This is a genomic window from Pantoea sp., assembly GCF_039594315.1.
GTDB lineage: Bacteria > Pseudomonadota > Gammaproteobacteria > Enterobacterales > Enterobacteriaceae > Pantoea.
The window spans coordinates 12,676-34,457 of sequence record NZ_JBCNNP010000043.1 but is presented as its reverse complement, the minus strand read 5'-3'; the positions used below and the strand labels follow the sequence as shown (position 1 = coordinate 34,457).

The window sequence follows — 21,782 nt, the reverse complement described above, 5'->3', positions numbered from 1 at the left end:
TCTTAGTAAACCAGTACGGCACGACGGTTTTTAGCGTAAGCCGCTTCGTCATGACCCAGTACAGCTGGTTTTTCTTTACCGTAAGAAACGATAGACATCTGGTCAGCAGAAACGCCTTTGCCTTGCAGATACATTTTAACGGCGCTAGCACGACGTTCGCCCAGAGCGATGTTGTATTCTGGAGTACCGCGCTCATCCGCGTGACCTTCGATGGTCACTTTGTAAGACGGGTTGCCACGCAGGAATGCAGCGTGCTGATCCAGCATCTGAGCGTAGTCAGAAGCTACGTCATATTTGTCCAGACCGAAGTAAACGATGTTGTTCTGCTGCAGCTGCTGCATCTGCAGGCGCGCTTGCTCGTCAGAAGACATGTTACCGTTCTGGCCAGCACCGTAAGCACCGTCGTTAGCGCCCATACCGGTCTGATCGTTGTTGTTGTTTTTGTGAGAGCTACATGCAGCTACTGCGATAACCGGCAGAGCCAGCATCAAACCCTTCAGCATTTTGTTCAGTTGCATTTTGTTATCCTATTATTTTGTTTGCCATACATTTGGCTCCCCCGCCGTGCAAGGGAGCTATGCATCACAGATACGGCGACCAGGCAGGGAATTTGACCTGTCCATCAGTTGCCGGAAGACGCGCTTTGAAACGCCCGTCGGTTGAAACCAACTGCAACACGGAACCCATCCCCTGAGTAGAGCTATAGATTACCATTGTGCCGTTTGGCGCCAGACTCGGCGTTTCATCCAGGAACGTGTCCGTTATTGTTTGAACGGCTCCCGTTACCAGATCCTGTTTGGCGACGTGCTGCGCGCCACCGGCGCTGCTGATCATCACCATGGTTTTGCCGTCGGTTGACACATCCGCATCCTGGTTTTGCGAACCTTCCCAGGTAATACGTTGTGGCGCACCGCCGTTGATACCCACTTTATAAATCTGTGGCGCACCGGCCTGATCCGAGGTGTAAGCCAGTGTTTGGCTGTCCGGGAACCAGGTTGGTTCGGTGCTGTTGTAACGGCCATCAGTGACCTGACGCGTTTGACCTGAAGCCAGATCCATCACGTACAAGTTCAGGCTACCGGTTTTCGACAGCGCGAAGGCCAGTTTAGAACCGTCTGGCGAGAAGGCTGGCGCACCGTTGTGACGTGGGTACGAAGCCACCTGACGGATTGCACCGTTAGACAAGGTCTGCACCACCAGCGCCGATTTGCCGCTTTCGAAGGTCACGTAAGCCACTTTGCTGCCATCTGGTGACCAGGCTGGCGACATCAATGGCTGCGGTGAACGGTGAACCACAAACTGGTTGTAGCCATCGTAATCCGATACGCGCAATTCATACGGGAACTGGCCGCCGTTGGTCTGCACCACATAAGCGATACGGGTGCGGAACGCGCCTTTAATGCCGGTCAGCTTCTCGAACACTTCATCACTGGCAGTGTGAGCCGCATAACGCAGCCACTGCTTTGTCACTTTGTACGAGTTCTGCGCTAACACGGTGCCCGGTGCGCCGCCGGTGTCCACCAACTGGTAGGCAATTTGATAGCTGCCATCAGCATTTGGTGTGACTTGGCCGACCACGACCGCATCAATACCCAGTGCACTCCACGCAGCAGGTTGTACTTCCTGCGCGCTGGTTGGTTGTTGTGGCAGACGTGAACGATCGAGCGGATTGAATTTGCCGCTGTTACGTAAGTCAGCGCCAACAATGCCGCCGATGTCTTCTGGTGCCGCGCCTGGGCCAGCCCATTTAAACGGAACCACACCAATAGGACGTGCGGTGTTAACGCCCTGCGTAATTTCAATGCGGACTTCTGCATGCAGCATCGCTGCCCACAGCAGTACAAAAAAACCTAAGGTTACACGAAGTGCCTGCTTCATCTTTTCTCCCTTACCTGAACCAGAGGTTCATGATAATTCGCACAGTTCCTGAAAAACACGAGTACTTATAGAGTACGGCGAGCTAACCATAGTTCAACCTGCCGTACGTTACTGCATTATTCCGGTTTGAAACGCATCGGTGCGTTTTTAAACACTTCATACACCGCCTGTGAAGGCGGCTTTGGAATTCGTGCTTGCTTCGCTGCGGTGATCGCGGCCTGGCATAAGGCAGGATCGCCACCTTCAGACTTAACATCAATCAGTAAGCCATCCGGTGCCAGCTTAATGCGCAGGTTACACTCTTTGCCTTTATACAGATCCGCATCGTAGAAACGGCTCTGAATCGCGCCAACCACCTGGCCCATGTAATTGTTGATGTCCGCGCCGGATGCACCGGCTTTCTTCTGATTGCCCTGCCCCGCTGCACCGCCAGAAGCTGTGCCACTTTTCGGTGCATTCTTACCAGAAGACAAACCACCTAACAGGTCATCAACCGCATTTTCGTTCTTCGCAGCTTCGGCAGCGGCTTTCTTCGCATCAGCAGCAGCTTTAGCTTTGGCCTTCGCCTCGGCGGCGGCTTTTTCTTTCGCTTCAGCGGCAGCCTTCTCCTTGGCTTCAGCAGCGGCCTGCTCTTTCGCTTCTTTTGCTTCCTGAGCAGCTTTCGCCTTCGCATCGGCAGCCGCTTGCGCTTTGGCTTCCGCATCGGCTTTAGCTTTCGATTCTGCGGCGGCTTTCGCCTGTTGTGCCGCTTTCTCTTTCGCCGCTTCAGCTGCGGCAGCTTTAGCCTGTTCGTCCGCCTTCTTCTTCGCGTCGGCGGCGGCTTGCTTGGCTTCTTCTACCGCTTTGGCTTTCGCATCCGCAGCGGCTTTGGCCTGCGCATCGGCTTCAGCTTTCGCATCTGACTTGGCTTTCGCCGCAGCGGCTTCGGCAGCTTTCTGCTGATCCTGCGCTTGCTTAGCGGCGGCTTCAGCGGCTTTCTGCTGCTCAGCCTGTTGCTTCGCCTGCTCTTTGGCTTCTTGCTGCGCCTGCAAACGCTCTTTTTCCATCTCTTTCAGACGTTGCTGCTCAGCGGCTTGCTTCTGCTGTAACTCTTCGGCCTGCTGCTGCGACTGTTTTTGACGCTGCTGTTCGGCACGTTGACTGTCTCTTTGCTGATTCTGCTGGCGGTTATATTGCTCAACCACGGCGCCGGAATCGACCATCACTGCATCAATATCGCTGCCGCCGCCACCGCCGCTGGATTCGATTTTTTCGTTAAACGAGCTCCAAATCAGTAAGGCGATCAGCACGATATGCAGAATCACCGATACGATTATGGCGCGTTTTAACTTGTCGTTCTGCTCGGTTGCCTTCGACACTCTCGGTTCCCAAAAACGGTTGGCTTTAAATCGGCTGCGTCATCAAACCGACAGATTTCACGCCAGCCTGATGCAACAGGTTCAGCGCCTTGATGATTTCGTCGTAAGGCACATCTTTCGCACCGCCGATCAAGAAGACCGTTTTCGGATTGGCTTCAATCCGGCGCTGCGCTTCGCTCACCACCTGTTCCGGCGGCAGCTGCGTCATACGATCGTGATCCACCACCAGGCTGTACTGCCCGACGCCCGCCACTTCAACAATCACCGGTGGATTATCATCGGTAGAAACGGTTTTCGAATCTGTCGCATCCGGCAGATCGACTTCCACGCTCTGGGTAATAATCGGCGCGGTTGCCATAAAGATGAGCAGCAAAACCAACAGTACGTCCAGAAGCGGAACAATGTTGATTTCCGACTTGAGGTCGCGCTTACCGCGACCACGGGTTCTGGCCATCGTAAACCTCGACTTACTTCGTGTTGTCGGTGGAGAAAGCCTGACGGTGCAGGATAGCCGTGAACTCTTCCATAAAGTTGTCGTAGCCCTGTTCCAGCTTATTCACGCGCTGGTTCAAACGGTTGTAGGCCATAACCGCAGGAATCGCCGCGAACAGACCGATTGCGGTAGCAATCAGCGCTTCAGCAATACCCGGCGCAACCATCTGCAACGTTGCCTGTTTCACCGCGCCCAGCGCGATAAAGGCGTGCATGATCCCCCACACCGTACCAAACAGACCGATATACGGGCTGATGGAACCGACGGTGCCAAGGAAAGGAATGTGGTTTTCCAACGCTTCCAATTCACGGTTCATGGAAATACGCATTGCGCGGCTCGCCCCTTCCACCACCGCTTCCGGTGCATGGTTGTTGGCACGATGCAGACGCGCAAACTCTTTGAAACCTGAATAGAAAATCTGCTCAGAACCGCCCAACTCATCACGGCGCCCCTGGCTTTCCTGGTAAAGGCGTGACAGCTCAATACCCGACCAAAACTTATCTTCAAATGCTTCGGCTTCACGCCCCGCCGCATTCAAAATGCGCGTGCGTTGAATGATAATTGCCCAACTGGCAATAGAAAAGCCGATCAAAATCAACATGATAAGTTTGACCAGAAGGCTCGCCTTCAGGAACAAATCAAGAACATTCATGTCAGTCACTGCTTGAACTCCGCGACAATAGACTTGGGAAGCGCAATTGGCTTCATTAGATGTGGGTTGATGCAGGCAATCAGGACTTCTGCTTCATTTAGCACTTTACCTTCTGCATTCACGATACGCTGCGAGAACGTCATAGTTGCACGCGTCATCGATGTCACTTCGGTTTGAATTTCCAAAAGATCATCAAGACGTGCAGCCGCAACAAAATCTATCGTCATGCGTCGTACCACAAAAGCCACCTGTTCTTCCAACAGGACCTGCTGATTGAAATGGTGCTGGCGCAACATTTCGGTACGTGCTCGTTCATAGAAAGCAAGATAACTGGCGTGGTAAACCACACCACCGGCATCAGTGTCTTCGTAATAGACCCGAACCGGCCAGCGAAACAGCGTAGTACTCACTCTACATCCCGGTCTCATTTTAAACGTTGCTACTATACGCAAGTGAGATCGGCTTGGGAATGGTCCGCCAGAGCCAAGAGAAAATAATTATCACACGTTAACAACTGGAAGGAATTTTAGGATGTTTCTTGACCGGGCGCTGACAAAAACTCACGTCAGCGCCTGAAAAAGCAGCAAGTTAAGTCCTGAGACAGAACTTAATGGTAGAACCAGAAGATTCCCGCCAGCAGGATGACCATCGCCGGCAGTGGCGAGAACACTGCCTGCCAACGTGTTTGCAGTGGACGGAATCCTGTGCCGTGAACCACGCCGGCACACACAGCCCAAATCATCAACAATCCATGCCAGATGGCTAAATCGCTGGTGCGTGCAGCAAAGCGTGATGGTTGCCAAATAACACAGCCCGCCAACCACAGTGCCAGAATTAACGAAAGGGCCCGAAGCGGGCCCTTGTCCATCAGACGATACAACGTCCGAATCAGTGTGCGCATCAGACTTGTTCGTCCTTAGTTGCGCGGCTGTCTTCGATATGTTCCAGTGCTAGCGCCGTGATCACACCGAACGCACAGGCCAGCAAGGTGCCAAGAATCCAGGCAAAATACCACATGCTTAATCTCCTTAATCAGTACAGGGAGTGCGTATTGCTCTCAATGTGTTCTTTGGTGATACGGCCAAACATCTTGTAATAACACCAGGCGGTGTACGCCAGGATAATCGGTACAAAGATGATAGCGGCAATGGTCATCACTTTCAGCGTCAGCAGGCTGGATGTGGCATCCCACATGGTCAGGCTAATGCCCGGCACGGTGCTGGATGGCATGATGAACGGGAACATCGCGATACCGGCAGTCATGATGACGCACGCCAGAGTTAGCGAAGAGAAGATGAACGCCCAGGCGCCCTTCTCCATGCGTGAACACAGCACGGTCAACAGTGGCAGCACCACACCCAACAGCGGGAACAGCCACAGAATTGGCGCTTGCTCAAAGTTCACCATCCACGCACCGGCTTCACGCACCACATCTTTACCCAACGGATTGGATGCTGCGTGATGATCGATAACACTTTTCAGCACATAACCATCAATGCCGTATTTCACCCACAAACCCGCCAACACGAAGCACACCATCATCACCAGCGCGGAGATCTGCGCGGTACTGCGTGAACGCAGATGGAGTTCGCCATTGGTACGCATTTGCAGGTAAGTTGCGCCCTGCGTCAAAATCATCGCCACACTGACCACACCCGCCAGCAAGCCAAACGGATTCAGCAGCTGGAAGAAGTTGCCGGTATAGAACAGGCGCAGATATTCGTCGGCATGGAACGGCACGCCTTGCAGCAAGTTACCGAACGCCACGCCAATTACCAGCGGTGGCACAAAGCTGCCGATGAAAATGCCCCAATCCCACATACCGCGCCAGCGCATATCTTCAATTTTCGAACGGTAATCGAAACCTACCGGACGGAAGAACAGCGAAGCGAGCACCAAAATCATGGCCACATAAAAGCCAGAGAACGCGGCAGCGTAGACCATCGGCCAGGCAGCGAACAGTGCGCCACCGGCAGTGATCAACCAAACCTGGTTGCCGTCCCAATGCGGCGCGATACTGTTAATCATGATGCGACGTTCGGTATCGGTACGACCCAGCACGCGCGTCAGCATACCAACGCCCATATCAAAGCCGTCGGTGACCGCAAAGCCGATTAGCAGCACGCCAATCAACAGCCACCAGACAAAGCGCAAAACTTCATAATCAAACATGGGTGCTCTCCTTATCCACGCGCCGGCTGAGATGAAGCTTTCAGCGTTTCATGATGATAGCGGCCAGTTTTCAGGCTGCTTGGACCAAGGCGTGCGAACTTGAACATCAGGTACATTTCCGCCACCAGGAACAAGGTGTAGAGACCGCAAATCAGAATCATCGAGAACAGCAGATCGCCTACGGTCAGTGATGAGTTCGCCACCGCAGTCGGCAACACCTCACCAATCGCCCACGGTTGGCGACCGTATTCGGCAACAAACCAACCCGCTTCGATGGCGATCCACGGTAACGGAATGCCATACAGCGCGGCTTTGAGTAACCAGCGAGATTTACCAATGCGGTTACGAATCACGCTCCAGAAGGAAAGCGCAATGATACCCAGCATCAACACGCCACCCAACACCATGATGCGGAAAGCGAAATAGAGCGGGGCAACGCGTGGAATCGAATCTTGCGTGGCTTTCTGAATATCGGCTTCGGTGGCATTCGCCACATCTGGCGTATAACGTTTCAGTAATAAGCCGTAGCCCAGATCGCGTTTGCTCTCTTCGAACTGGCTTTTTACTGCAGGATCTTTGCTACCTGCGCGCAATTCGTTGAGCAACGCATAGGCTTTCATACCGTTGCGGATGCGCACTTCATGCTGCGCCAGCAGGTCTTTCAGGCCCGTTACCGGCGTATCAACCGAACGTGTGGCAATCAAACCGAGCAGATACGGAATCTGAATCGCATATTTGTTTTGCTGCGTTTCCTGATCCGGAATACCAAACAGCGTAAATGCGGCGGGTGCAGGTTGGGTTTCCCACTCCGCTTCAATCGCGGCCAGTTTGGTTTTCTGCACGTCACCGATTTCATAACCGGATTCATCACCCAGTACGATAACCGACAGAATCGCCGCCATACCGAAGCTGGCTGCAATCGCAAACGAGCGCTTGGCGAACGCGAAATCGCGGCCTTTCAGCATGTACCACGCGCTGATGCCCAGAATGAACATTGCGCCAGTGGTGTAACCGGCCGCCACGGTGTGCACAAATTTCACCTGCGCAACCGGGTTGAGGATCAGTTCAGAGAAGCTCACCATCTCCATACGCATGGTTTCGAAATTGAATTCCGAGGCAATCGGGTTTTGCATCCAGCCGTTCGCCACCAGAATCCACAGCGCAGACATGTTCGAGCCGAGCGCAACCAGCCAGGTCACCGCAAGGTGCTGTACTTTGCCCAGACGATCCCAGCCGAAGAAGAACAGACCGACAAAGGTGGATTCGAGGAAGAACGCCATCAAGCCTTCAATGGCTAACGGCGCACCAAAGATATCGCCGACGTAATGTGAGTAATATGACCAGTTGGTACCGAACTGGAATTCCATGGTCAGACCGGTAGCCACGCCCAGCGCAAAGTTGATACCAAACAACTTGCCCCAGAACTTGGTCATATCTTTATAGATTTGTTTACCCGAAAGGACATATACGGTTTCCATGATCGCCAACAAAAACGCCATACCCAGCGTTAATGGTACGAACAGAAAATGGTACATCGCCGTTAGGGCAAACTGTAAACGCGACAGCTCGACAATATCTAACATGATGACTCCTTGCTCCTCGCATGAACTCGCTCTGCGGATGACAACGGCGAACAACAGACATTGACGCGCAGAATAAGATTCAGGAACGACTGATTATTGATTCCAGTTTTGTTACTGACAGAACAGAGAAACCTGCTGCCCGAAGTGAGCGAGTAACAGTGTTGAAAATTCCCTTAAAAATGATCATTCCAGTCAATTTAATGCAGAAGAGTGATGAGGAGGCGACAGAATTGATGCAACAACGCCTGGCACAAACTCCTGAAAAATTATGGAGAAGACTGAATTGATGCAGCGCAATTTATACCGGTTGGCGCGCGCTTTGCCAGCGGTAAAGTTTGCTATATCACGCTATTTATTGATCTGGATTAAGACTATAAATTTCCAGATATGTATCGTAAGAACTGTTGTTAATTAGATGTCATAAATGGTTGGTGTAATTAAGAAAACAATTACCTTTGTCGCAATTATTTAACCTAAACATCACCGGTTAGCTGTTATTTTCCCGATATAAATCCAGCGTCTTTTCTCTTCTTTACCTAACAAACAAAATAAGCATAGCCGCGGATTTTCAACTCGTGGCAATTTTTTCCCTGCTTTTTGCGGGGTTAGCGTCATAAAAAAAGCCACCCGAAGGTGGCTTTGATGCAAATAAGCGTACAGCCTTATTTGATTGGCAGAACCGCTTTAACTGCGTCGCCAATGTCTGCCAGGCTGCGAACGGTTTTCACACCGGCCGCTTCCAGCGCAGCAAATTTCTCATCAGCGGTACCTTTACCACCGGCAATGATGGCGCCAGCGTGGCCCATACGTTTGCCTTTCGGTGCAGTCACACCGGCGATGTAGCCAACAACTGGCTTGGTCACGTGTGCTTTGATATACGCTGCCGCTTCTTCTTCCGCGCTACCACCGATCTCACCGATCATCACGATCGCTTCAGTCTGTGGATCTTCCTGGAACAGTTTCAGGATATCGATGAAGTTAGAACCCGGGATCGGGTCACCGCCGATACCTACGCAGGTTGACTGGCCGTAGCCGATGTCAGTGGTCTGCTTAACCGCTTCATAAGTCAGCGTACCTGAACGCGATACGATACCTACGCGGCCTGGCTGGTGAATGTGGCCTGGCATGATACCAATCTTACATTCGCCTGGGGTGATCACACCTGGGCAGTTCGGGCCGATCATGCGTACACCAGCTTCATCCAGCTTCACTTTCACGGTCAGCATATCCAGCGTTGGGATGCCTTCGGTGATGGTGATGATCAGTTTGATGCCTGCGTCGATTGCTTCCAGGATGCCGTCTTTACAGAATGGCGCTGGAACGTAGATCACGGTGGCGGTTGCGCCCGTCGCTTCTACTGCTTCACGCACGGTGTTGAACACCGGCAGGCCGAGATGGGTGGTGCCGCCTTTACCTGGGGTTACGCCGCCAACCAGTTGCGTACCGTAGGCCAAAGCCTGCTCAGAGTGAAACGTCCCTTGACCACCGGTGAAACCCTGGCAAATGACTTTGGTGTTTTTGTCGATCAAAATGGACATTATTTACCCTCCGCTGCAGCGACAACACGCTGTGCAGCGTCTGTCAGACTGGTTGCTGCAATGATGTTCAGACCGCTGTCCGCCAATTTCTGCGCGCCCAGCTCGGCGTTGTTACCTTCCAGACGTACCACCACTGGCACGTTGACACCCACTTCTGCTACTGCACCGATGATGCCGTCTGCGATCAGGTCGCAACGTACGATGCCGCCGAAGATGTTAACGAATACCGCTTTAACCGCATCGTCAGACAGGATGATTTTGAACGCTTCGGTCACGCGCTCTTTGGTTGCGCCGCCGCCCACATCGAGGAAGTTAGCTGGCTCGCCGCCGTGGTGTTTAACGATATCCATGGTGCCCATCGCCAGACCGGCGCCGTTCACCATACAACCGATGTTGCCATCCAGCGCAACGTAGTTCAGTTCCCACTGTGTTGCATGCGCTTCACGTGGATCTTCCTGGCTTGGATCGCGCATTTCACGCAGTTCCGGCTGACGGAACAGTGCGTTGCCGTCGGCACCCAGTTTGCCATCGAGGCAGATCAGGTCGCCCTGCTTGGTGATCACCAGCGGGTTGATCTCAACCATCGCCAGATCGCGCTCAAGGAACATGGTCGCCAGACCCATGAAGATTTTGGTGAACTGGCTAACTTGCTTGCCAGTCAGACCCAGCTTGAACGCCAACTCACGGCCTTGATAAGGCTGTGGACCGGCTAATGGATCCAGCGCCATTTTGTGGATCAGGTGCGGGGTTTCTTCCGCCACTTTCTCAATCTCAACGCCGCCTTCAGTTGAAGCCATGAAGATCACGCGACGAGTAGCACGGTCAACGACCGCACCCAGATACAGCTCCTGATCGATATCAGTCGCAGCTTCAACCAGAATCTGGTTTACCGGCTGGCCGTGTGCGTCAGTTTGATAGGTCACCAGACGCTTGCCCAACCAATGTTCAGCAAAAGCACGAATGTCTTCTTTGCTGTTAACCACTTTCACGCCGCCCGCTTTACCGCGGCCACCAGCATGAACCTGACATTTCACTACCCACGGACCTGCGCCAATTTTTGATGCGGCTTCTTCTGCTTCGCGTGGTGTTGTGCAGGCGTAACCAGTTGGTGCTGGCATGCCATAGCGAGCAAACAGCTGCTTCGCCTGGTATTCATGTAAATTCATGATGTTCTATCCATTCAGATATGAGTTTGGGCGCGCCTTCACACCGCGCGCCCGGCGAAATTAGACATCCAACAGCAGGCGAGCTGGATCTTCCAGCATCTCTTTCACCGCGACCAGATAGCCAACGGATTCACGACCATCAATCAGACGGTGATCGTAAGAGAGCGCCAGATACATCATTGGCAGAATCACCACCTGACCATTGACCGCCATTGGGCGCTCTTTGATGGCGTGCATACCCAGGATCGCGCTCTGCGGTGGGTTGATGATTGGCGTAGACATCAGCGAACCAAACACACCGCCGTTGGTGATGGTGAAGTTACCGCCAGTCAGCTCTTCAACGGTCAGTTTGCCGTCGCGGCCTTTCACTGCCAGCTCTTTAATTTTCTTCTCGATATCAGCCATGCTCAGCGCATCAACATCTTTCAGCACTGGCGTGACCAGACCACGCGGGGTAGAAACCGCAATGCTCACATCGAAATAGTTGTGGTAAACCACATCTTCGCCATCAATTGACGCGTTAACTTCCGGGAAGCGTTTCAGCGCTTCAACCACCGCTTTGATGTAGAAGGACATGAAGCCCAGACGCACGCCGTGACGTTTCTCGAACGCATCGCCGTACTGCTTACGCAGGTCCATGATTGGCTTCATGTTGATTTCGTTAAACGTAGTCAACATTGCGGTGCTGTTTTTCGCTTCCAGCAGACGCTCGGCAACACGTTTACGCAGACGCGTCATCGGTACGCGTTTTTCGCTGCGGTTAGCCACAGCAGCTTGCGGTGCAGCACCCGCCGCTGGAGCCGGTGCGGCTTTGCCACCGTCAGCTTTCTTCGCCAGATGTTTTTCTACATCTTCGCGCGTTAAACGGCCACCGACGCCGGTGCCTTTGATCTGCGCAGCATCGAGGTTGTTTTCAGCAATCAGACGACGTACCGCTGGGCTGAGCGCATCGTTGCTCTCTTCTTCCAGTGAGGCAGTCTGACGCTGTGCAGGCGTAGACTCGTTGCTTTCCGCTTTCGCAGTGGTCTCTTTCCCGCCGCTGTTGCCCTCTTTCAAGCGGCCCAGAATCTGACGAGAAGTGACCGTTGCGCCTTCATCTTCCAGCACGGCTTCCAGGATGCCGTCCGCAGATGCAGGCACTTCCAGCACCACTTTATCCGTTTCAATCTCAACCAGTACTTCGTCACGGCTCACTGCGTCGCCGGGTTTTTTGTGCCAGGTTGCAACCGTTGCGTCCGCTACGGATTCAGGCAAATCGGGAACCAGAATTTCTACGCTACTCATTTTCTTTCCTTTTTATTAACCAAGGTTCAGCGCGTCGTTAACCAGGTCTTGCTGCTGTTGTTGATGTACGGACATGTAGCCCACGGCTGGTGAAGCAGAAGCCGGACGACCTGCGTAACGCAGTGACGCACCGAAGGGAACCACTTCGCGGAAATGATGCTGACTGCAATACCATGCGCCCTGATTCAGCGGCTCTTCCTGACACCAGACGAAATCCTGCACATGAGAATAATTTTTCAGCACGTCCTGCACCACTTTGTGCGGGAACGGATACAGCTGTTCGATACGCACGATGGCCACGTCGGTTTGCTCGTTCTTACGACGCTGATCCAGCAGATCGTAATAAACTTTGCCCGAACACAGCACCACACGTTTCACTTGTTTCGGATCCAGATCGTCGATCTCACCAATCGCTGGCTGGAAGCTGCCGGTCGCCAGCTCTTCCAGGCTGGAAATGGCCAGCGGATGGCGCAGCAGCGATTTCGGTGACATCACAATCAGCGGACGGCGCATGCCGCGCAGCGCCTGACGACGCAGCATGTGGTAAACCTGCGCTGGAGTTGAAGGCACGCACACCTGCATGTTCTGTTCTGCGCAGAGTTGCAGATAACGCTCCAGACGCGCTGAGGAGTGCTCTGGACCCTGGCCTTCATAGCCGTGCGGCAGCAGCATCACCAGACCACACATACGGCCCCACTTCTGCTCGCCGGAGCTGATGAACTGATCGATTACTACCTGCGCGCCGTTAGCGAAGTCGCCGAACTGCGCTTCCCAAATGGTCAGCACGCGCGGTTCTGCGGTGGCATAACCATATTCGAACGCCAGTACTGCTTCTTCAGACAACACGGAATCCCACACTTTGAACTGACCTTGTCCGTTATGAACATGGTGCAGCGGCGTGTAAGTTGAGCCGTTGGTCTGGTTATGAATCACCGCATGACGGTGGAAGAAGGTGCCACGGCCGCTGTCTTCACCAGACAGACGCACCGGAATGCCTTCATCAACCAATGTGGCATACGCGAGGTTCTCCGCGCCGCCCCAGTCAAAGGCTTTGTTGCCTTCGGCCATCTCTTTACGGTCGTTGTAAATCTTCGCTACGCGCGACTGCACTTCAACCGACTCCGGTACGCTGCTGATGCGGCGCGCCAGTTCCTGCAAGCGTTTCAGCTCCACAGTTGCCGGGTAGCTTTCGTCCCATTCATGGTTCAGGTACGGCGACCAGGTGAAGGAGTGCAGGCTCATCGGGCGCCATTCCGGCACCACGCATTCGCCTTCATCCAGCGCATCGCGGTACAGGTTAACCATTTCAGTGGCATCTTCAGTGGTCGCTACGCCTTCGCTTTCCAGCTGATCGGCATAGATTTTACGCGGTGTTGGATGCTTTTTGATTTTCTGGTACATCAACGGCTGCGTGGCACTTGGCTCATCCGCTTCGTTGTGACCATGACGGCGATAGCACACCAGATCGATGAACACATCACGTTTAAAGGTGTTGCGATAATCGAGCGCCAGGCGAGTAACGAACGCGACTGCTTCTGGATCGTCTGCGTTGACGTGGAAAATCGGTGCCAGCACCATTTTGCCGATGTCAGTACAGTACGGCGTAGAACGCGCATCTTTCGGGTTGGAGGTAGTAAAGCCAACCTGGTTGTTGATGACGATGCGAACGGTACCGCCCACTTCGTAACCACGCGCCGCTGACATGTTCAGGGTTTCTTGCACCACGCCCTGACCAATCACCGCCGCATCACCGTGAATGGTGATTGGCAGCACTTTATTGCTGCTTGGCTCAGCCAGACGATCGAGACGTGCGCGCACAGAACCCATTACCACAGGGCTAACGATTTCCAAGTGCGATGGGTTGAACGCCAGCGCCAGATGCACCAGACCGCCTTCGGTTTCGACGTCAGACGAGAAGCCCATGTGGTACTTCACGTCGCCGGTGCCGAGATGCTCTTTGTGCTTGCCTGAGAATTCGTCGAACAGATCCTGCGGCTTTTTACCCAGCACGTTGATCAGCACGTTCAGACGACCACGGTGCGCCATACCCAGCACCACTTCGCGCGTGCCGCTTTTGCCAGCGTGACGAATCATCTCGCGCAGCATCGGCACCAGCGCATCACCACCTTCCAGTGAGAAGCGTTTTGCACCCGGGAATTTAGCACCGAGATATTTTTCCAGGCCTTCTGCCGCGGTCAGCTCTTTCAGGAAACCTTTTTTCTCGTCGCTGCTGAATGACGCGTGACCCACCACCGATTCCAGACGCTGTTGAATCCAGCGCTTTTCGTCGGTGTTGTTGATGTGCATGTACTCTGCACCAATCGAGCCACAGTAAGTCTGTTGCAGCGCCGCGAACAGATCGGCCAGCTTCATAGTCTCTTTGCCGATAGCAAACGAACCTACGTTAAAGCTTTCCTGAAAATCGGCGTCGGTCAGATCGTGATAAGCCGGATCGAGATCGGCTACGGTTTCCTGTTTCCACAGGCCGAGCGGATCGAGGTTAGCGTGCTGATGGCCGCGGAAGCGGAACGCATTAATCAGCTGCAGCACTTTAACCTGTTTGGAATTTGCGGCCGGATCGGTGACGGTTGATGTGTAACGGGTGGCATCTTTCGCCAGGCGGCGGAAGTAATCACGCGTAGTTGAGTGAAATTGCTCAGGTTTCACGCCAGTGCCGGGCAGCTGTTGGAACAGCTCGCGCCACATTTCATCAACTGAGTCAGGATCGGTCAGGAAATCTTCATAGAGCTGCTCTATGTAAGATTGGTTCGCGCCGGCCAGCCAGGAGGAGTCCAGCCAGGGTTTCATCGCGCTGTTCTGCATTGTGATCCCTTAAGCATTAATCTGCTTTTTATGAGGTTTCATTTGTTACCGCTTACGCGGCTTGCCGTAGTGAGTTCAGCGATACGAACCTGTGCGCTACCGGCGCCTGGCCCGTAAGGGAACCTTTATAAGCGTGGTCAGCACCGCGCTTATAGAGGCTTCCGTAAACATCCGGGAACCTAAGTTCCCGGAAGGTGACTTCTGTATTACGCCCCGCGTTGCAGTAGCATCGACTTAATATGGCCGATTGCGCGCGTCGGGTTTAGTCCTTTCGGGCACACGCTCACACAGTTCATGATGCTGTGACAGCGGAAAACACTGAAAGCGTCATTCATGTTATCCAGACGCGCATCGGTTTCGGTGTCGCGGCTATCAATCAGGAAACGATACGCTGCCAGCAAGCCAGCCGGACCGATGAACTTGTCCGGGTTCCACCAGAACGATGGGCACGACGTCGAGCAGCAAGCACAAAGAATACATTCGTACAAACCGTCAAGATGCGCACGCTCATCCGGGCTTTGTAAATGCTCACGCGCCGGAGGATTTTCCCCATTATTCAACAAGAAAGGTTTAATCTTCTCATACTGTGCATAGAATTGTCCCATGTCTACCACGAGGTCGCGGATCACCGGCAAACCTGGCAGTGGACGGATAACAATTTTCTTGGTGCCGTTGCCCAGCGCCGAAACCGGCGTGATGCAAGCCAGACCATTTTTGCCGTTCATGTTCAGACCATCTGAACCACACACGCCTTCACGGCATGAGCGACGGAAAGCCAGCGTCGGGTCTTTCTCTTTCAAACGGATCAGCGCATCCAACAGCATCATGTCGCGACCATCTTCCGATTCCAGCGTGTATTCCTGCATACGCGGCTTGTCATCGACTTCCGGGTTGTAACGATAGATTGAAAATTCGAGTCTCATGATGATCTCCGCAATTAGTAAGTACGCGCTTTCGGCGGGAAGGCCGCACGCAGTTTCGGTTGCATGTTCACCTCACGGCGCGTCATGCTTTCCGTCTGCGGAACATAGAGACTGTGGCACAGCCAGTTTTCATCATCGCGCTCCGGATAGTCGAAGCGGCTGTGTGCGCCACGGCTTTCGGTACGGAAGTTAGCGGCAACCGCGGTGGCGTATGCGGTTTCCATCAGGTTATCCAGCTCAAGGCACTCAATACGCTGGGTGTTGAAGTCTGGCGAACGGTCATCGAGGCGCGCAGATTTCAGACGCTCACGAATCTCTTTCAGCTCAGCTAACCCTTCACGCATCGCATCACCTTCGCGGAACACCGAGAAGTTGTTCTGCATGCAGCGCTGCAACGCTTTACGGATTTCAACCGGGTCTTCACCGGTGGTGTTATTTTCCCAGCGGTTGAAGCGCGCCATAGCTTCATCAATGTTTTCCTGCGTGGCTTCACGCAGTTCGCCCTGCTCTTCAATGCACTCCAGCAGATGCACACCGGCAGCGCGGCCGAACACCACCAGATCGAGCAGCGAGTTACCGCCAAGACGGTTCGCGCCGTGCACCGATACGCAGGCGATTTCGCCCACAGCGAACAGGCCTGGAATCACTTCGTCCTGACCTTGCTCGTTCACACGCAGCGCCTGACCAGTCACTTTGGTCGGCACGCCGCCCATCATGTAGTGACAGGTTGGGATTACCGGGATCGGTTCTTTAATCGGATCGACGTGAGCAAAGGTACGCGACAGCTCCAGAATGCCCGGTAAACGGGATTCCAACACTTCCGCGCCCAAATGGTCGAGTTTCAGTTTGATGTGCGGACCCCAAGGGCCATCGCAACCGCGACCTTCACGGATTTCAACCATCATCGAACGCGCTACCACATCACGACCGGCCAAATCTTTGGCGTTCGGAGCATAACGTTCCATGAAGCGTTCACCGTGCTTGTTCAGCAGGTAACCACCTTCACCACGGCAACCTTCGGTGACCAGCACGCCCGCACCGGCAATACCGGTTGGGTGGAACTGCCACATTTCCATATCCTGCACCGGCACGCCTGCGCGCAGCGCCATGCCGACGCCGTCACCAGTGTTGATGTGGGCGTTAGTGGTGGATTGGTAAATACGGCCTGCGCCGCCGGTGGCCAGAATGGTCGCCTTGGCTTTGAAATACACGGTTTCACCGGTTTCCATGCAGATGGCGGTACAACCGACAATTGCACCGTCTTCATTTTTCACCAGATCCAGCGCATACCATTCAGAGAAGATGGTGGTTTTGTTCTTCAGGTTTTGCTGATACAGCGTATGCAGCAAGGCGTGACCAGTACGGTCGGCAGCCGCAGCGGTACGCGCTGCTTGCTCACCGCCGAAGTTCTTCGACTGGCCGCCAAACGGACGCTGATACACGCGGCCGTCATCAAGACGTGAGAAAGGCAAACCCATGTGTTCCAGTTCCAGAATCGCTTCTGGACCGACATGACACATATATTCAATCGCGTCCTGGTCGCCGATATAGTCGGAACCTTTGACGGTGTCGTACATGTGCCATTCCCAGTTATCTTCATGGGTGTTACCCAGCGCAACGGTAATTCCGCCCTGCGCCGATACGGTATGGGAACGGGTTGGAAAAACTTTGGATAACAGGGCACAAGTCTGGCCCGATTGGGAGATTTGCAAGGCGGCGCGCATACCTGCACCACCCGCGCCGATCACCACGGCATCAAATTCTCTGACTGGCAAACTCATTTACACACCCCACACCACAACGAATCCATAAATCGCGTACGACAACAGCGCAACCACAATCACAAACTGCAGCAGCAAACGGGTTGCTACCGGTTTCACGTAATCGGTTAACACCTGCCACATTCCAATCCAACCGTGGATGAGAATCGAGAACAGCGTCAACATGGTGAACACTTTAGTGAAAGAGGAGGAGAAAAAGCCGTGCCAGTTTTCATACGTCAACGTGCCGGTCATTACGACAAAACCGAGGATGTAGATGATGTACAGCGTCATTAAGATTGCAGCAGCACGCAGCAACAGCCAGTCATGAATACCGTTGCGTCCTAATGCAGAAGCATTGCTTACCATACGAGGACTCCAGCCAAAATTGAGAGCACGACAGTGATACCAAAAGCCGCTTGCGCGGAACGGGTTCCCACCTGGAGGGTTTCTTCCATAAAGCCAAAATCAGCCAACATATGACGAATCCCGCCCACGACGTGATACGCCAGCGCAGTTAAGATGCCCCACATGATGAATTTGGCGAAGAAGCTATCCATGATGGATGCCGCTTGTTGGAAGCCTTCAGGAGAAGAGAGGGAGAGACCCAGTAACCAGAGCAGAATTCCGAGAGCGACAAAGGTGATCACGCCGGAGACGCGGTGGAGAATGGACGATATTGCAGTAACGGGAAACCGGATCGTCGAGAGATCCAAGTTAACAGGTCTTTGTTTTTTCACGGTTTTGCCCACACAGCTCTTTTTTATTTTGCTTCCTCCGGTCCTGAGTTGCATCAGAGACACAGCGTGTGTTCAGACTGCAACCGCCACCAAAATAGCAACATCCAGTGTTAAATAAAGCGGGTAAAACGCTGGGTGGCTCCTGGTGTCAGGGTGTTCCGGAGACCTGGCCGCAGTATAGGAGGATCACATTCTGATTACAATTCCCCTACAATCTCTTTGGTCACATTTAGGCTGAACAGTGATCCTGCTCACGAATTTCACAATTTATACATTTTTAATTATCTGATTTGACAAAAGATCAACATTTCAGTTACAAACAATCGCATTAAAGCCCTATGATGCACAAAAGTTATGGGGATACACTTTCCCCTAAGCTCAAGTTATGTAACATTGCCGATACGAGCAGTAAAAAGCATCAGGTTATTGGTTACCAAGAAGTTATGTCGTGACAGGAACTTTAACATCCTCGATGTGCAGCATGTCATGCCCCGACGCCACCGAATGGCCCAAATTCCGCGTTTACTCTGTAACCTTGCAAGACCATCGTTACCGTAGAGTGATGCTGGGAAGATTGTGGTTTTACGCAACAACAAGGCTATTCTGGTGTCTAAGATCCTTACCTTAAGGCGCTATGGAGACGAAATAATGACAGATAAAAAAGTGACGCTAACCCTACAAGATGATACGTCTGTTGAACTGGACGTGATGCAAGGTACGCTGGGACAAGATGTTGTTGATGTCCGCGCCCTTGGCTCTCAAGGCCTGTTCACCTTCGATCCCGGCTTCACCTCTACTGCGTCATGCGAATCCAAAATCACCTTTATTGATGGTGATGAAGGTATTCTGTTACACCGCGGTTTCCCGATTGATCAGCTAGCAACCCACTCGAATTACCTTGAAGTGTGTTACATCTTGCTGAATGGCGAAGCCCCGACCCAAGCCCAGTTTGAAGAATTCCGCACCATCGTTACCCGCCACACCATGATCCACGAGCAAATCACCCGTCTGTTCCATGGCTTCCGTCGCGACTCGCATCCGATGGCAGTAATGTGTGGTGTGACCGGCGCGCTGGCCGCGTTTTATCACGACTCTTTAGACGTCAACATTGAACGTCACCGTGAAATCGCCGCTTTCCGCCTGCTGTCGAAAATGCCGACCATGGCCGCGATGTGCTACAAATACTCGATTGGCCAGCCGTTTGTTTACCCACGTAACGACCTCTCTTATGCCGGTAACTTCCTGCATATGATGTTTGCTACGCCGTGCGAAGAGTACAAAGTCAATCCGGTGCTGGAACGCGCCATGGACCGTATTCTGATTCTGCACGCTGACCACGAACAAAACGCCTCAACTTCAACCGTGCGTACCGCCGGTTCTTCTGGCGCCAACCCGTTTGCCTGTATCGCGGCCGGTATCGCTTCACTGTGGGGACCGGCGCATGGCGGTGCCAACGAAGCGACGCTGCGTATGCTGGAAGAGATCAGCACCGTTGAGCACATCCCAGAATTTGTTAAGCGCGCCAAAGACAAGAACGATTCGTTCCGTCTGATGGGCTTCGGCCACCGCGTGTACAAAAACTACGATCCACGTGCCACCGTGATGCGCGACACTTGCCACGAAGTGCTGAATGAGTTGGGCATGAAAGATGATCTGCTGGAAGTGGCGATGGAGCTGGAACACATCGCATTGAACGACCCGTACTTCATCGAGCGTAAACTCTATCCAAACGTCGATTTCTACTCAGGTATCATCCTAAAAGCGATGGGCATTCCATCTTCCATGTTTACCGTGATCTTTGCGATGGCGCGTACTGTGGGCTGGATTGCACACTGGAAAGAGATGCACGACGAAGGCATGAAAATTGCGCGTCCACGTCAGCTTTATACCGGTTACACTGAGCGCGAATTTACTTCAGCGCTGAAAAAATAATAAAAAGGGCGGGATATCCCGCCCTTTTTATTTCTGGCATCCCGGGCACCAATAAAACGGCCGCGATGACAGCACGCCCTTCTCAATCACCTCGCCGCAGCGCCGACATTTTTTACCCTGCCGATGAAACACTTCGAAGCGAAACGCTGCATCTTCATGATATTTCTTCATGCTACCGCGCATCTGATACGACAACCGCGGCACCGCCAACATCGCCTCACTCAGCGCCGTTAATTGTTGCTCGCTGAGATCCTGCGCGCGATGCGAGGCCAGCAATCCGGCATGCCATAAAATCTCCACACGCAGGTAATTACCCAAACCGGCGAGAAATGCCTGATCGAGCAACAAACCGCTGAACTGGCGGCGACGAAAACGCGCTGATAATAAACGTTCTCGCACCTCATCCACCGTTAAGCGGCTATCCAGCACATCTGGGCCAACGCGTTGCAAAAACGGATGCGCCGCCAGCGTATCGACATTCAGTAATTCGATATCCGAGGCGCTGTAGAGCAGGATGGTTTGTTCCGCATTCGCCAGCCGCACACGCAATTGTCGCGTGGTATTTGGCTGGGTGCCAGTTGGCACCACACGCCACACGCCATAAAGCTGGTTATGGCTGTAAAGCGTGAGACCGTTGGAGAAGTGCGTGAGCAGCGCTTTGCCGCGAGTTTCGAAAGCATTGATGGTTGCGCCCAGCAATGCCGGTTCGTAGGTTTTCAACGCGGGAAAGGCAAACCACACATCGGTCAGCGGTTTGCCCTCCATCGCCGCAGCCAGTTGATCCGCCGCGCGGCGGATCTCCGGTCCTTCAGGCATAACCACTCCTGTTAATGCGTAGCGCCACCGACCACGCGAATATCATTTTCAGTACTGAGAATCACCTGCAACGCGGTTTCCAGCGCCAACATCACGCTGGCGGTCGCCATACTCGCCACACCCGGATGATTGGCCGCTTGTTCCGGCATATACGGGATATGGATGAAGCCGCCGCGCGCTTTGCTGTTAGTGGTGTGAATCCAATGCAGCAAGCTGTACATCACGTGATTGCAGGTAAAGGTCCCGGCGGTTTGCGACACCGAAGCCGGTACGCCGACTTCGCGCAGGGCGGCAACGATAGCTTTGATCGGCAAGCTAGAGAAATACGCCGCCGGGCCATCTGCCGCAATCGGCTGATCGATGGGTTGCTGCCGATTGTTGTCTGGAATACGCGCGTCATCAACGTTGATAGCAATGCGCTCAACGGTAATATCCACACGTCCGCCGGCTTGCCCAACGCACAACACGCGATCGGGCTGGATCTCCTCCAATGCGCGCGTTAATACTTCGCCGCAAGTGGCAAACACCACCGGCAACTGGCGCACCACAATGCGCGCCCCGCCAATTTCTTTGCCATCAAATGAACGTACCGCTTCCCACGAAGGGTTGATGTTTTCGCCACCAAAGGGCTCAAACGCCGTCATTAACACCGTTTTCATTGCAA

Annotated in this window: 21 protein-coding genes; 1 reads left to right on the top strand and 20 read right to left on the bottom strand. The window is 53.4% G+C overall.

Features of this window, described 5'->3' with window-relative positions; genetic code table 11:
* Positions 1-2 precede the first annotated feature (2 nt).
* The 18 genes from pal to sdhC form a co-directional block, all read right to left on the bottom strand.
* On the bottom strand, positions 3-518 hold the full coding sequence (gene pal, locus ABDW13_RS18640) for a peptidoglycan-associated lipoprotein Pal (protein WP_343554048.1): 516 nt from the start codon (positions 516-518) through the stop codon (positions 3-5).
* Between the two features lie 64 nt (positions 519-582).
* Positions 583-1,878 carry a Tol-Pal system beta propeller repeat protein TolB gene (gene tolB, locus ABDW13_RS18635; RefSeq protein WP_343554047.1) on the bottom strand — a complete coding sequence of 432 codons (1,296 nt, stop codon included), beginning with the start codon at positions 1,876-1,878 and terminating at the stop codon, positions 583-585.
* A gap of 116 nt (positions 1,879-1,994) precedes the next feature.
* Entirely contained in the window at positions 1,995-3,236 is a 1,242-nt protein-coding gene (gene tolA / locus ABDW13_RS18630; RefSeq protein ID WP_343554046.1) for a cell envelope integrity protein TolA, read from the bottom strand.
* A gap of 25 nt (positions 3,237-3,261) precedes the next feature.
* Positions 3,262-3,690 (bottom strand): colicin uptake protein TolR, encoded by a 429-nt coding sequence (tolR, locus tag ABDW13_RS18625; protein WP_007890638.1) that lies wholly within the window; start codon positions 3,688-3,690, stop codon positions 3,262-3,264.
* A 13-nt stretch (positions 3,691-3,703) separates the two neighbouring features.
* Positions 3,704-4,390, bottom strand: a complete 687-nt coding sequence (gene tolQ, locus ABDW13_RS18620; RefSeq protein WP_034829162.1) for a Tol-Pal system protein TolQ — start codon at positions 4,388-4,390, stop codon at positions 3,704-3,706.
* A complete protein-coding gene (ybgC, locus tag ABDW13_RS18615) occupies positions 4,387-4,791 on the bottom strand; it encodes a tol-pal system-associated acyl-CoA thioesterase (protein WP_008107385.1) in 405 nt (134 codons plus the stop codon). Before ybgC ends, tolQ begins: the two co-directional genes overlap by 4 nt.
* A gap of 197 nt (positions 4,792-4,988) precedes the next feature.
* A complete protein-coding gene (ybgE, locus tag ABDW13_RS18610; RefSeq protein ID WP_343554045.1) occupies positions 4,989-5,282 on the bottom strand; it encodes a cyd operon protein YbgE in 294 nt (97 codons plus the stop codon).
* Positions 5,282-5,398, bottom strand: a complete 117-nt coding sequence (gene cydX, locus ABDW13_RS18605; protein ID WP_343554044.1) for a cytochrome bd-I oxidase subunit CydX — start codon at positions 5,396-5,398, stop codon at positions 5,282-5,284. Before cydX ends, ybgE begins: the two co-directional genes overlap by 1 nt.
* Positions 5,399-5,413: 15 nt before the next feature.
* Positions 5,414-6,553 carry a cytochrome d ubiquinol oxidase subunit II gene (gene cydB / locus ABDW13_RS18600; RefSeq protein WP_343554043.1) on the bottom strand — a complete coding sequence of 380 codons (1,140 nt, stop codon included), beginning with the start codon at positions 6,551-6,553 and terminating at the stop codon, positions 5,414-5,416.
* An 11-nt stretch (positions 6,554-6,564) separates the two neighbouring features.
* Entirely contained in the window at positions 6,565-8,136 is a 1,572-nt protein-coding gene (cydA, locus tag ABDW13_RS18595; RefSeq protein WP_343554042.1) for a cytochrome ubiquinol oxidase subunit I, read from the bottom strand.
* Positions 8,137-8,798: 662 nt separating this feature from the next.
* On the bottom strand, positions 8,799-9,674 hold the full coding sequence (sucD, locus tag ABDW13_RS18590) for a succinate--CoA ligase subunit alpha (protein ID WP_101763214.1): 876 nt from the start codon (positions 9,672-9,674) through the stop codon (positions 8,799-8,801).
* A complete protein-coding gene (gene sucC / locus ABDW13_RS18585; protein WP_343554041.1) occupies positions 9,674-10,840 on the bottom strand; it encodes an ADP-forming succinate--CoA ligase subunit beta in 1,167 nt (388 codons plus the stop codon). Before sucC ends, sucD begins: the two co-directional genes overlap by 1 nt.
* Before the next feature lie 60 nt (positions 10,841-10,900).
* Positions 10,901-12,124, bottom strand: a complete 1,224-nt coding sequence (odhB, locus tag ABDW13_RS18580) for a 2-oxoglutarate dehydrogenase complex dihydrolipoyllysine-residue succinyltransferase (RefSeq protein ID WP_343554040.1) — start codon at positions 12,122-12,124, stop codon at positions 10,901-10,903.
* Between the two features lie 15 nt (positions 12,125-12,139).
* Positions 12,140-14,947, bottom strand: coding sequence for a 2-oxoglutarate dehydrogenase E1 component (sucA, locus tag ABDW13_RS18575; RefSeq protein WP_343554039.1), 2,808 nt, complete (start codon positions 14,945-14,947; stop codon positions 12,140-12,142).
* A gap of 206 nt (positions 14,948-15,153) precedes the next feature.
* Complete coding sequence (locus tag ABDW13_RS18570) at positions 15,154-15,870, bottom strand: succinate dehydrogenase iron-sulfur subunit (protein WP_343554038.1); 717 nt, start codon at positions 15,868-15,870, stop codon at positions 15,154-15,156.
* Positions 15,871-15,884: 14 nt separating this feature from the next.
* Complete coding sequence (gene sdhA / locus ABDW13_RS18565) at positions 15,885-17,651, bottom strand: succinate dehydrogenase flavoprotein subunit (RefSeq protein WP_343554037.1); 1,767 nt, start codon at positions 17,649-17,651, stop codon at positions 15,885-15,887.
* The gene (gene sdhD / locus ABDW13_RS18560; RefSeq protein ID WP_343554036.1) at positions 17,652-17,999 is read right to left on the bottom strand and encodes a succinate dehydrogenase membrane anchor subunit; all 348 of its coding nucleotides are present in this window, start codon (positions 17,997-17,999) and stop codon (positions 17,652-17,654) included. It lies immediately after the preceding gene.
* A complete protein-coding gene (gene sdhC, locus ABDW13_RS18555; protein ID WP_343554035.1) occupies positions 17,993-18,424 on the bottom strand; it encodes a succinate dehydrogenase cytochrome b556 subunit in 432 nt (143 codons plus the stop codon). Before sdhC ends, sdhD begins: the two co-directional genes overlap by 7 nt.
* Before the next feature lie 594 nt (positions 18,425-19,018).
* On the opposite strand from sdhC, the gene ABDW13_RS18550 reads away from it, so the two are divergent.
* Positions 19,019-20,302 carry a citrate synthase gene (locus ABDW13_RS18550; RefSeq protein WP_343554034.1) on the top strand — a complete coding sequence of 428 codons (1,284 nt, stop codon included), beginning with the start codon at positions 19,019-19,021 and terminating at the stop codon, positions 20,300-20,302.
* A 27-nt stretch (positions 20,303-20,329) separates the two neighbouring features.
* On the opposite strand, the gene nei is transcribed toward ABDW13_RS18550, so the two are convergent.
* Together nei and pcp are read right to left on the bottom strand one after the other, a co-directional pair.
* A complete protein-coding gene (nei, locus tag ABDW13_RS18545) occupies positions 20,330-21,118 on the bottom strand; it encodes an endonuclease VIII (RefSeq protein WP_343554033.1) in 789 nt (262 codons plus the stop codon).
* An 11-nt stretch (positions 21,119-21,129) separates the two neighbouring features.
* The gene (gene pcp, locus ABDW13_RS18540; protein ID WP_343554032.1) at positions 21,130-21,777 is read right to left on the bottom strand and encodes a pyroglutamyl-peptidase I; all 648 of its coding nucleotides are present in this window, start codon (positions 21,775-21,777) and stop codon (positions 21,130-21,132) included.
* Positions 21,778-21,782 lie beyond the last annotated feature (5 nt).